The sequence below is a fragment of the Polaromonas sp. P4_F9 genome (genome assembly GCF_056401235.1).
The window spans coordinates 1-10,850 of sequence record NZ_JBFUJT010000061.1; the positions used below are offsets into that span (position 1 = coordinate 1).

Here is a 10,850-nt window from a genome sequence, read left to right on the forward strand (position 1 = left end):
GTCCAGGGTGGTGTTGGACAAAATGCGCTGAAACAGCATGGGGAGTTCGGCGGCCGGCTTGTCGCCATAGTGCTGCGCCAGCTTCATCATGCTGTCCTGAACGATATCCAGAGCGGCTTCTTCGTCCCGTACGTGATAAACGCTGCGCTTGAAAGCGCGCTTTTCAACGGTTTTCAGGAAATCAGAAAGTTCTTGTTCAGTTGCCAACGGTTTGGGGTTCCGGTTTGTCCCAGCACTGTCATTATTGTGTTTGCGGATACCGCCTAAACATGCCTGCCAAGCATGTATCTCAAGGATTCAGCCTCAAAATTATCGCATCAGGGTACCTGCGCATAGCCCTCGCCGGACACTTTTTCCGCCATTGCTGCTATTGCGCAACGCGAAATGTCATAATACGGCTTGCAATTCAAACGGCAAACGGGTCATGACTCGGCGGATTATGTATCTGCTTATGGTTCTGGCCTCAAGTCTCAACGCCGCTTCACAAGAGTGGGCGAAGAGGCACCCAAGGTATTTCGTTAGAGAAATTCACAAAGGTTCATCATGGAAGTCTCCAAGGCGGAAATTGCTTCCGCGGCAGCCGCGTCTGCCAACACAAACGCAAATTCACAGGAACTCCGGGGCGCAGAAATCCTCGTGAAGTCGCTTCAGGCCGAGGGTGTCAAGTACATCTGGGGCTATCCGGGCGGCGCAGTTCTTCACATCTACGATGCTTTTTACAAGCAGGACTCGATCCAGCATATCCTGGTGCGCCACGAGCAGGCTGCGGTGCATGCGGCCGATGGTTATGCGCGTGCTACGGGGGATGTCGGGGTCGCGCTGGTCACCTCCGGCCCGGGCGTAACCAATGCTGTGACCGGCATCGCCACAGCCTATATGGACAGCATCCCGATGGTGATCATCACCGGCCAGGTGCCAACCCACGCTATTGGCCTGGATGCTTTTCAGGAGTGCGACACCGTCGGCATTACCCGCCCCATCGTCAAGCACAACTTCCTGGTCAAGGACGTGCGCCAGATGGCCGACACGCTTAAAAAGGCGTTCCATATCGCCCGCAGCGGCCGGCCGGGCCCGGTGGTGGTTGACATCCCCAAAGACGTTTCGTTCAACAAGACGTCGTACACCGGCTATCCGCAGAGCGTCGAAATGCGCTCCTACAATCCGGTGCGCAAGGGGCATGGCGGGCAGATTCGCAAGGCGCTGCAACTGCTCATGTCTGCCAAGCGGCCGTACATCTACACCGGGGGGGGCGTGCTGCTCAGCAATGCTTCGCAGGAGTTGCGCACACTGGTGGACATGCTGGGCTATCCCTGCACCAACACGCTGATGGGGTTGGGCGCCTATCCGGCCAGCGACAAGAAGTTTCTCGGCATGCTGGGAATGCACGGGACCATTGAAGCCAATAACGCGATGCAGCACTGCGATGTGCTGCTGGCGGTAGGGGCCCGTTTTGACGACCGCGTGATTGGCAACCCCAAGCACTTTGCGCAAAACGAACGCAAGATCATTCATGTCGACATTGATCCCTCGAGCATTTCCAAGCGCGTCAAGGTCGATATTCCCATCGTGGGCGATGTCAAGGACGTGCTGACCGAGCTGATCAGCATGATCCGGGAGTCCGGTCTCAAACCCGATGCCAATGCACTGGGCGGCTGGTGGGAGACGATTGAAGGCTGGCGCAAGCGCGACTGCATGAAGTACAGCATGGGCAAGGGCGATGTGATCAAGCCCCAGCATGTGGTCGAGACGCTCTGGAACATGACCAAGGACGCCGACACCTACATCACTTCGGATGTGGGCCAGCACCAGATGTGGGCCGCGCAATACTACAAGTTTGACCAGCCGCGGCGCTGGATCAATTCGGGTGGCCTGGGGACCATGGGCGTTGGCATTCCCTATGCGATGGGCATCAAGCTGGCCAGACCCGACTCGGAAGTGTTCTGCATCACCGGTGAAGGCTCGGTGCAAATGTGCATCCAGGAACTTTCCACCTGCCTGCAGTACAACACGCCGATCAAGATCGTGTCGCTCAACAACCGCTATCTGGGCATGGTTCGCCAGTGGCAGGAAGTGGAATACGCCGGGCGTTACAGCAGCAGCTACATGGACGCGCTGCCCAATTTCGTGAAGCTGGCCGAGGCCTATGGGCATGTCGGCATGCTGATCGAAAAACCGCAGGATGTGGAACCAGCGCTTCGTGAGGCCCGCAAGCTCAAGGACCGCACGGTGTTCATGGACTTCCGTACGGATCCCACCGAGAACGTGTTTCCGATGGTGCAAGCCGGCAAGGGCATTACGGAAATGCTGCTGGGCTCTGAAGACCTGTAAACCCGCACCGTTCTATTTATCAACCGTCAACTGACGAATCTATTGTCTGCCAAGCCTGCGCATTACCGTGCGCAGGGGAGGGCAGCGAAAAGAGGAATCTTCTTATGAAACACATCATTGCAGTTTTGCTGGAAAACGAGCCGGGCGCTCTTTCCCGCGTGGTCGGCCTGTTCTCGGCGCGCGGCTACAACATCGAAAGCCTGACCGTCGCCCCCACCGAGGATCCGAGCCTGTCGCGCATGACCATCCAGACCACCGGATCGGATGACGTGATCGAACAGATCACCAAGCATCTGAACCGGCTGATCGAAGTGGTGAAGGTGGTCGACCTGACCGAAGGCTCCTACACAGAGCGAGAACTCATGATGGTCAAGGTGCGCGCCGTCGGCAAAGAGCGTGAGGAAATGAAGCGCATGGCTGATATATTTCGCGGGCGGATTATTGACGTGACTGAAAAAAGCTACACGATTGAATTGACGGGCGACCAGTCCAAAAACGATGCGTTTCTGGAAGCGATTGAACGCAGTGCAATCCTGGAAACGGTGCGAACCGGTTCAAGCGGCATCGGCCGTGGCGAGCGAATTCTGAGAGTTTGAAGTTGCCGGTAAAGGCATCGCTTGCGGCGCTTTTGYCGGATTTGTTTGATTTATTTGTGATTACTTAGGAGCCAGAGATGAAAGTTTTTTACGACAAGGATTGTGATTTGAGCCTGATCAAGGGCAAAACGGTTGCGATCATCGGCTACGGCAGCCAGGGTCACGCCCACGCACAGAATCTGAACGACAGCGGCGTGAAAGTGGTCGTAGGACTGCGCAAAGGCGGCGCTTCGTGGCCCAAGGTCGAAAAAGYCGGCCTGAAAGTTGCCGAGGTTGCAGATGCCGTCAAGGCCGCCGATGTGGTCATGATTTTGCTGCCCGACGAACAGATCGGCGCGGTTTATGCCAACGACGTGGCACCCAACATCAAGCAGGGCGCTTCGCTGGTGTTTGCCCACGGTTTCAATGTGCACTACGGCGCCGTGATTCCGCGCGCCGACCTCGACGTCTGGATGGTCGCTCCCAAGGCGCCAGGCCACACCGTCCGCAACACCTACACCCAGGGTGGCGGCGTGCCTCACCTGGTGGCTGTACACCAGGACAAGAGCGGCAAGGCGCGCGATCTGGCGCTCAGCTACGCGATGGCCAATGGCGGCGGCAAGGCCGGCATCATTGAAACCAACTTCCGCGAAGAGACCGAAACCGATCTGTTCGGCGAACAGGCAGTCCTGTGCGGTGGTACGGTCGAACTGATCAAGGCCGGCTTTGAGACGCTGGTGGAAGCTGGCTATGCCCCGGAAATGGCCTATTTCGAGTGCCTGCATGAACTCAAGCTGATCGTGGACCTGATTTATGAGGGCGGCATCGCCAACATGAACTACTCGATCTCCAACAACGCCGAGTATGGCGAGTACGTGACGGGCCCGAACATCGTGACCTCCGCTACGAAGGAAGCCATGCGCAAGTGCCTGAAGGACATCCAGACCGGTGAATACGCCAAGAGCTTCCTGCTCGAAAACCGTGCCGGTGCGCCCACGCTGCTGAGCCGCCGTCGCCTGAACGCCGAGCACCAGATCGAGATCGTGGGCGAAAAACTCCGCGCCATGATGCCCTGGATCGCCAAAAACAAGCTCGTCGACCAGACGCGCAACTGATTTCACGATCCATCAGGCCTTGTCCTGCAAAAGGCCGCGCAATTTTCTTGCGCGGCCTTTTTATTGGTAGCGTGAAACTCGACAGTGTTCCCTGTCGCTTTGCCTTTATCCGGGCAATTGATTTGGTATCCTCAGACAGTCAACCTTCAAAGGACACCTTTTTACGCAGGGTGTGATTTCTGGGCCACGTTTGGCGGATATTGGTGTGTCATTGATTTGGTGTCTGCTGCAGACGCCAATAGATGCTATGAATTGAATAGCATATAACCATTGCACACAAGGCTTGTGCTTCAGGAGTATTTTTATGCATGATGGCGAGGAATCGAGTTCAGTGCCCGACGAAATAGTCGTGCGCAAACGCCGTAAAGGCATTTACATCCTGCCCAACCTGTTTACGCTGGCTGCGCTCTTTGGTGGCTTCTATGCCATCGTCATGGCCATGAACGGGCGTTTTGACCAGGCCGCCATTGGTGTATTTTGCGCCATGGTGCTCGATAGCCTGGATGGCCGGGTGGCCCGCATGACCAATACCCAAAGCGCTTTTGGCGAGCAGATGGACTCCCTGTCGGATATGGTGTCTTTTGGCGCAGCACCGGCACTGATTGCCTATGTGTGGGCGTTGACCAGCCTTGGGCGCTGGGGCTGGATTGGTGCCTTTGTATACTGTGCCTGCGCGGCGTTACGCCTGGCCCGCTTCAACGTCAACACAGCCGTGGTTGACAAGCGCTTCTTTCAAGGCCTGCCTTCGCCGGCCGCCGCGGCACTCGTGGCTGGTTTTATATGGCTGATGACTGACGCGGGAGTCGACGGACTGGAGGTTCGCTGGATTACTTTTGGCCTGACGCTTTACGCCGGTCTGACCATGGTGACCAATGTCCCGTTTTACAGCTTTAAAGACCTCAGCCTGAAGCGCAGTGTGCCGTTTGCCGTCATCGTGCTGATTGCGCTGGGAATTGCGGTGATCAACATTCACCCACCCACCGTGATGTTTGCGCTGTTTGTGCTTTATGGTTTGTCCGGCTATGTCCTGTACGGCTGGCGCAGGGCCAAGGGCCTGCAGACCAGCGTGATCTCGACGTCCACGGATGAGCCCGATGAGCGCGGGCTTCACAAATAAAGTGTGGTATATTTATTTCATGAAACAAATTTCGCTGGCACTACTGCTATCTCCCCACGGGCGGAGACGGTAGCGCGCACGCGTACACCCAATTCAACGGCCCGTTTGCAACAGCAACGGGCCGTTTTTCTTTGGGTTGCTGTTTTTTTGAAATCTTCAGAGTTGACGAGATGAACATGTTGAAAACACCTTCGAGCAAATACAAGTCCTTTCCCCCTACTCGCCTGGCCGACCGTAGCTGGCCCGATGCGGTGCTGACACGTGCTCCGATCTGGTGCAGCGTCGACCTGCGCGATGGCAATCAGGCCCTGATCGAGCCGATGGATATCCCGCGCAAGCTCAAGATGTTCGAGACGCTCGTGAAGATCGGCTTCAAGGAGATAGAAGTCGGTTTCCCCTCAGCCTCGCAAACTGAATTTGACTTTCTCCGCCACCTGATCGACGACAAGCTGATCCCTGACGACGTCACCATCCAGGTACTCACGCAGGCCCGAGAGCCGTTGATCCGTCGCACGTTCGAGGCGCTCAGGGGCGCCAAAAAAGCGATCGTCCATCTCTACAATGCCACCGCGCCCGTCATGCGCCGGGTCGTACTTGGCATGGATGAGGACGAAATCGTCAAACTCGCCACGGATAACGCGCGTCTTTTCATGCAACTGGCTGCCGAGCAGCCCGGCACGCACTGGACATTCCAGTATTCGCCTGAAATGTGGTCGGGAACCGAACTCGAGTTTTCCAGGCGTGTCGTCGATGCGGTAACCGAGGTATGGCAGCCCACGCCCGGACACAAGTGCATCATCAACCTGCCGTCGACGGTGGAGCATTCCACTCCCAACATTTTTGCCGACATGATGGAGTGGATGCATCGGCACCTGGCGCGGCGCGATGCCATCGTCTTGTCTGTTCATCCACACAACGACAGGGGCACGGGTACCGCGGCCGGGGAATTTGCCCTGATGGCTGGCGCCGATCGCATCGAAGGCTGCCTTTTCGGCAACGGTGAACGCACGGGCAACCTTGACCTCGTCAACGTTGCGCTCAACCTTTACACCCAGGGCGTATCGCCGGGCCTCGATTTCTCTGAAATCGACGAGATACGCCGCACGGTGGAGTACTGCAACCAGTTGCCCGTGCATCCGCGTCATCCTTATGCGGGTGACCTGGTTTACACGTCGTTTTCGGGTTCGCACCAGGACGCCATCAAAAAGGCTTTCGCCGCGCGCAAGGAGGGCGATATCTGGGACATGCCCTACCTGCCCATCGACCCGAAGGACCTCGGCCGCAGCTATGAAGCGGTGATTCGCGTCAACAGCCAGTCGGGCAAGGGCGGTATTGCCTACCTGCTCGAAAGCGAGTTTGGCCTGGAGCTTCCGCGCCGCCTGCAGATCGAATTCAGTCAGGTTGTGCAGGGCGTGATGGATGCCACAGGCAAGGAACTGACGGCGCAAGATATTTTTGCGTTGCTTGAAAAAGAATATGGCGTCCAGACTGTCGCCGCGCCTCAGCATCTCGTGATCGAGGAAACGGGCGGCGCCGATGGCAAGTCGTTCAACATCAAGGCCGATGTGCGAATCGCCGGCCGCAACCACCAGGTCGAAGGCAGGGGCACCGGTCCGATTGATGCCTTTGTCGCGGGCCTCAATGCGGCGACTGGCCATGCGGTTCGCGTTCTCGATTACCACGAGCACGCCATCGGCTCCGGTGCCAGCGCGCAAGCCGTGGCTTACCTGGAACTGCGCATCAACGACCAGACGCTCTTTGGTATTGGCATGGACGGCAATATCGTTTCGGCGTCGCTCAAGGCGATCGTCTCGGGCCTGCAGCGCAGCAGGGTCGGACAGGGCGCCGCCGCTACGGCTACCATTGCGCATTGAGACCTACAGTACAGCGACCAGCCCATCAGGAGCTTGCCATGACCGACAAACTGATCATTTTTGATACCACCTTGCGCGATGGCGAGCAGTCGCCCGGCGCGTCCATGACGAAAGATGAAAAACTGCGCATTGCGCGCCAGCTGGAGCGTCTGAAAGTTGATGTGATCGAGGCCGGATTTGCAGCAAGCTCCAACGGCGATTTCGAGGCCGTGCAGGCGATCGCCAATACGATCAGGGATTCCACCATCTGCTCGCTGTCGCGCGCCAATGACCGTGATATTTCTCGCGCCGCTGAAGCACTCAAAGGCGCCAACAACGCCCGTATTCATACCTTCATCGCTACCAGTGCGCTGCACATGGAAAAGAAGCTGCGGATGACACCGGAGCAGGTACTGGAACAGGCCAGGCTCTCGGTGCGTTTTGCGCGCAATCTGGTGGCGGATGTCGAGTTCAGTCCCGAGGACGGTTATCGCAGCGACGTTGACTACCTGTGTCGCGTGCTTGAAGCCGTAATTGACGAGGGCGCCACGACCATTAATGTTCCGGACACCGTGGGGTATGCCGTGCCGGAGCTGTACGGTCACTTCATCAAGACGCTGCGTGAACGCGTGCCCAATAGTGACAAGGCCATCTGGTCCGTTCATTGCCACAATGACCTGGGCATGGCGGTTGCCAATTCACTGGCGGGCGTGATGATCGGCGGTGCGCGGCAAGTGGAGTGCACGATCAACGGACTCGGTGAACGCGCCGGCAACTGCTCACTTGAAGAAATCGTCATGGCCGTGAAAACACGCAAGGACTATTTCAAGCTCGACATGAACATTGATCCGCTGCATATCGTGGCTGCCAGTCGCATGGTCAGCCAGACCACCGGCTTCGTGGTGCAGCCCAACAAGGCCGTGGTGGGTGCCAACGCCTTTGCACACGCGTCGGGTATTCACCAGGACGGCATGCTGAAGGCGCGCGAGACGTACGAGATCATGCGTGCCGAAGATGTGGGCTGGAGTGCCAGCAAAATGGTGCTGGGCAAGCTCAGTGGCCGCAATGCCTTCAAGCAGCGATTGCAGGACCTTGGCGTGTCGCTGGAAAGCGAAGCCGACATCAATACGGCATTTGCCAGGTTCAAGGAACTGGCCGACCGGAAAAGCGAGATATTCGACGAAGACATCCTGGCACTGGTCAGTGACGAAAGCATCATTCATCATGACCAGGAGCAGTATGGATTCGTGTCACTGGCACAGCACAGCGAAACCGGTGAGCGGCCGCATGCGGTCGTTGTGTTCACCGTGGCTGGCAAGGAAATGCGCGGCGAGTCAGACGGTAACGGTCCGGTAGATGCCTCGCTCAAGGCCATCGAAACGCATGTGAAGAGCGGAGCGGAGATGGTGCTGTATTCCGTGAACGCCATCAGCGGATCCACCGAGAGCCAGGGTGAAGTGACGGTGCGGTTACAAAATAATGGACGCGTGGTGAATGGCGTTGGGGCGGACCCGGATATTGTGGTGGCGTCGGCAAAAGCCTACCTTAGCGCGTTGAACAAGCTTCAGAGCAAGGCTGACCGCGTTGCTGCACAGGGTTGATCTCCCAGCCGTCTGCTTAAATATTGTTTATATTCAATGACTTAGAGTGATGTCGTAGCGAAGATCCCAATCTGAGTTGTAGAACTTCCCCCCGAAACTGATGAGTTTTTAGGAAAGTCACGCAAGTTTTTGATATTGCGTGACTTTTTCTATTTGTATACACTGCATCCATTACTTACATTGCAATCCACGGCAGGCAAAATTCACCATGTCTAATCAGATTTTCAATCGCGCATTAAAAATCGTTGGATTCCTGGCTTTGTTTGCTGGACTTGCAATGCCGGTATCCAATGCGGCAACTGACAAGACCGAAATTGTAAAAAAGCAGCGCGCTGCGAAAACGACTGTTACAAAAAAAGCTGTCACAGCCCGCAAGAGTGCCCGGTTTACAGCGGGCACAAAAGGTAGAACCATTGTTCGTGCGGCTATTCCCGGCAAACCTTCTTTCGGTCAAATGGCCGGCCTGCATGGGGCCCAGGATCCACTGGAATTGAAGTCTAGCGTGGCGCTGGTCATTGACCAGGATACGCGTGAAGTACTGTTCAGTAAAAATGACCACGCCGTATTGCCGATTGCTTCACTCACCAAATTGATGACCGGCGTCATCATCAGCGGTGCAAAGCTGCCCATGGACGAGATGATCACGGTGACGCAGGATGACGTCGACACCGAAAAAGGCAGCAGCTCACGGCTCAGGGTCGGCACCACGCTGACTCGTGGAGAGTTGTTGCATCTGGCCCTGATGTCCAGCGAGAATCGTGCAGCGCATGCCTTGGGCCGTACTTACCCCGGCGGCATGCCCACATTCGTCAATCTGATGAACGCCAAGGCAAAAATGCTGGGCATGAATGACACCAGCTATGTCGAACCAACGGGCCTTTCCAGCCGTAACCAGTCCAGCGCGCAAGATTTGGCCGCGCTGGTCAATGCGGCGCATGGAGACCCGGTGCTTCGTGAATTGTCCACGTCGACCGGCTATCAGGTGGCTGTCGGCAAGCGTACGCTGCAATACAACAACACGAACCGTTTGGTGAAGAATCCGGAGTGGGATATCGGTCTGCAGAAAACCGGCTATATCTCTGAAGCGGGTCAATGTCTCGTGATGCAGACCAAAATTGCGGGCCGCAAGCTGATCATGGTGTTTCTCGATTCCGCCGGCAAGCTCAGTCGCCTGGGTGATGCCGAGCGCGTGCGTCGCTGGGTAGAGTCAACTCCTTTGACCGATAACAAGATAGACATCAGCGCTTCAGCCAAGCAAATTGGTGGTTGATGTCTGGCGGGGGTGCCCCGCTTTGTGTCATCGCGGCCCATGCGCAGAGCCGGGTGGACAGCCTCTTTTACTTGGATTTGTAGCCCAGCGCCGCTGAAATTTCGTTGGCAGTCGCCTGCAGCTTGGGTAGCCAGTGCTCATCAAGCCTGTCGGCGGGGGCCGAAATGGAAAGACCAGCCACCAGCCTGTTCTGATCGTCGTAGATACCGGCTGCCATGCAGCGCACGCCCAACTCCAACTCTTCATTGTCGCGCGCAATGCCGTATTGCCGCGCCTTGGACAGTTCGCGCTCCAGTACCGATAACTGGGTGATGCTGTTACGGGTTTGTCCCGACAGGCCGGTGCGAGTGGCGTAGGCGCGCAGCCGTTGCGGGTCGTCAAAAGCCAGAAACAGCTTGCCGACCGAAGTCAAATGCAGCGGTGCCCGCCCACCGATGGCACGCACCACCTGCATTCCGGATCGCTCGCTGTAAGCACGTTCTACGTACACAATTTCATCACCCTGGCGCATGCTCAGGTTGACGGGTTGTTGAGTGAGCTTGTGCAGCTCGCGCATCGGCGTAAGCGCTGCGTCGCGTACGTTCAACCGCGCTTTGACGAGATTGCCCAGCTCCAGGAGACGCATGCCCAGCCGATAGTTGCCTGCTGCCGGACGGTCCACAAAACGCCCGGTGGCCAGGTCGTTCAGGATACGGTGGGCGGTGGAGGGGTGAAGCCCTGATTTTTCACTGATCTCCTTGAGGGAGACCGCCTCTTCGCGATTGGCGAGAATTTCAAGCAAAGTGAACATGCGTTCAATCACCTGAACGGTTGGGGTAGAGGCAAGGGCGGCGTCTGGCTTTTTCATGGGTATTACGTACTAAATTTTACCCTGTGAAATCGCAATGCACCTATTGATTTTGTTCGAGGCTATTTCGGTGATGAGTCCTTCGGCCAGATCAATCCGTTTTATGTTCCGGGGCCATAGCGGGGTGGGAGAGTGTCCATTGGC

The 10,850-nt window shown here is 56.8% G+C and carries 8 protein-coding genes and 1 pseudogene; 7 read left to right on the forward strand and 2 right to left on the reverse strand.

Features of this window, described 5'->3' with window-relative positions; translation table 11 throughout:
- Window positions 1-207, reverse strand: a pseudogene (locus AC1DUB_RS27750) (RNA polymerase sigma factor); the annotation flags it as partial.
- Between the two features lie 336 nt (window positions 208-543).
- Here AC1DUB_RS27750 and AC1DUB_RS27755 point away from each other — a divergent pair.
- The 7 genes from AC1DUB_RS27755 to pbpG all read left to right on the forward strand — a co-directional run bounded on the left by AC1DUB_RS27755 (window position 544) and on the right by pbpG (window position 9,859).
- Window positions 544-2,328: an acetolactate synthase 3 catalytic subunit gene (locus tag AC1DUB_RS27755; protein WP_477716837.1), complete on the forward strand. Its 1,785-nt coding sequence runs from the start codon at window positions 544-546 to the stop codon at window positions 2,326-2,328.
- Window positions 2,329-2,432: 104 nt separating this feature from the next.
- The gene (ilvN, locus tag AC1DUB_RS27760) at window positions 2,433-2,924 is read left to right on the forward strand and encodes an acetolactate synthase small subunit (RefSeq protein ID WP_477732300.1); all 492 of its coding nucleotides are present in this window, start codon (window positions 2,433-2,435) and stop codon (window positions 2,922-2,924) included.
- Between the two features lie 77 nt (window positions 2,925-3,001).
- On the forward strand, window positions 3,002-4,018 hold the full coding sequence (ilvC, locus tag AC1DUB_RS27765; protein WP_477732301.1) for a ketol-acid reductoisomerase: 1,017 nt from the start codon (window positions 3,002-3,004) through the stop codon (window positions 4,016-4,018).
- Between the two features lie 304 nt (window positions 4,019-4,322).
- Window positions 4,323-5,135, forward strand: coding sequence for a CDP-diacylglycerol--serine O-phosphatidyltransferase (gene pssA, locus AC1DUB_RS27770; protein WP_477732302.1), 813 nt, complete (start codon window positions 4,323-4,325; stop codon window positions 5,133-5,135).
- A 176-nt stretch (window positions 5,136-5,311) separates the two neighbouring features.
- The gene (gene leuA, locus AC1DUB_RS27775) at window positions 5,312-7,009 is read left to right on the forward strand and encodes a 2-isopropylmalate synthase (RefSeq protein WP_477732303.1); all 1,698 of its coding nucleotides are present in this window, start codon (window positions 5,312-5,314) and stop codon (window positions 7,007-7,009) included.
- 38 nt (window positions 7,010-7,047) lie between these two features.
- The gene (locus tag AC1DUB_RS27780) at window positions 7,048-8,589 is read left to right on the forward strand and encodes a 2-isopropylmalate synthase (protein WP_477716833.1); all 1,542 of its coding nucleotides are present in this window, start codon (window positions 7,048-7,050) and stop codon (window positions 8,587-8,589) included.
- 208 nt (window positions 8,590-8,797) lie between these two features.
- Window positions 8,798-9,859, forward strand: a complete 1,062-nt coding sequence (pbpG, locus tag AC1DUB_RS27785) for a D-alanyl-D-alanine endopeptidase (protein WP_477732304.1) — start codon at window positions 8,798-8,800, stop codon at window positions 9,857-9,859.
- A 67-nt stretch (window positions 9,860-9,926) separates the two neighbouring features.
- On the opposite strand, the gene AC1DUB_RS27790 is transcribed toward pbpG, so the two are convergent.
- Window positions 9,927-10,706 carry an IclR family transcriptional regulator gene (locus AC1DUB_RS27790; protein WP_477732305.1) on the reverse strand — a complete coding sequence of 260 codons (780 nt, stop codon included), beginning with the start codon at window positions 10,704-10,706 and terminating at the stop codon, window positions 9,927-9,929.
- Window positions 10,707-10,850 lie beyond the last annotated feature (144 nt).

Excerpts from the sequence above, each read along its gene's own strand:
- AC1DUB_RS27755 (WP_477716837.1), top strand. The coding sequence starts at position 544 with ATGGAAGTCTCCAAGGCGGAAATTGCTTCCGCGGCAGCCGCGTCTGCC.
- ilvN (WP_477732300.1), top strand. The coding sequence starts at position 2,433 with ATGAAACACATCATTGCAGTTTTGCTGGAAAACGAGCCGGGCGCTCTT.
- pssA (WP_477732302.1), top strand. The coding sequence starts at position 4,323 with ATGCATGATGGCGAGGAATCGAGTTCAGTGCCCGACGAAATAGTCGTG.
- leuA (WP_477732303.1), top strand. The coding sequence starts at position 5,312 with ATGTTGAAAACACCTTCGAGCAAATACAAGTCCTTTCCCCCTACTCGC.
- AC1DUB_RS27780 (WP_477716833.1), top strand. The coding sequence starts at position 7,048 with ATGACCGACAAACTGATCATTTTTGATACCACCTTGCGCGATGGCGAG.
- pbpG (WP_477732304.1), top strand. The coding sequence starts at position 8,798 with ATGTCTAATCAGATTTTCAATCGCGCATTAAAAATCGTTGGATTCCTG.
- AC1DUB_RS27790 (WP_477732305.1), bottom strand. The coding sequence starts at position 10,706 with ATGAAAAAGCCAGACGCCGCCCTTGCCTCTACCCCAACCGTTCAGGTG.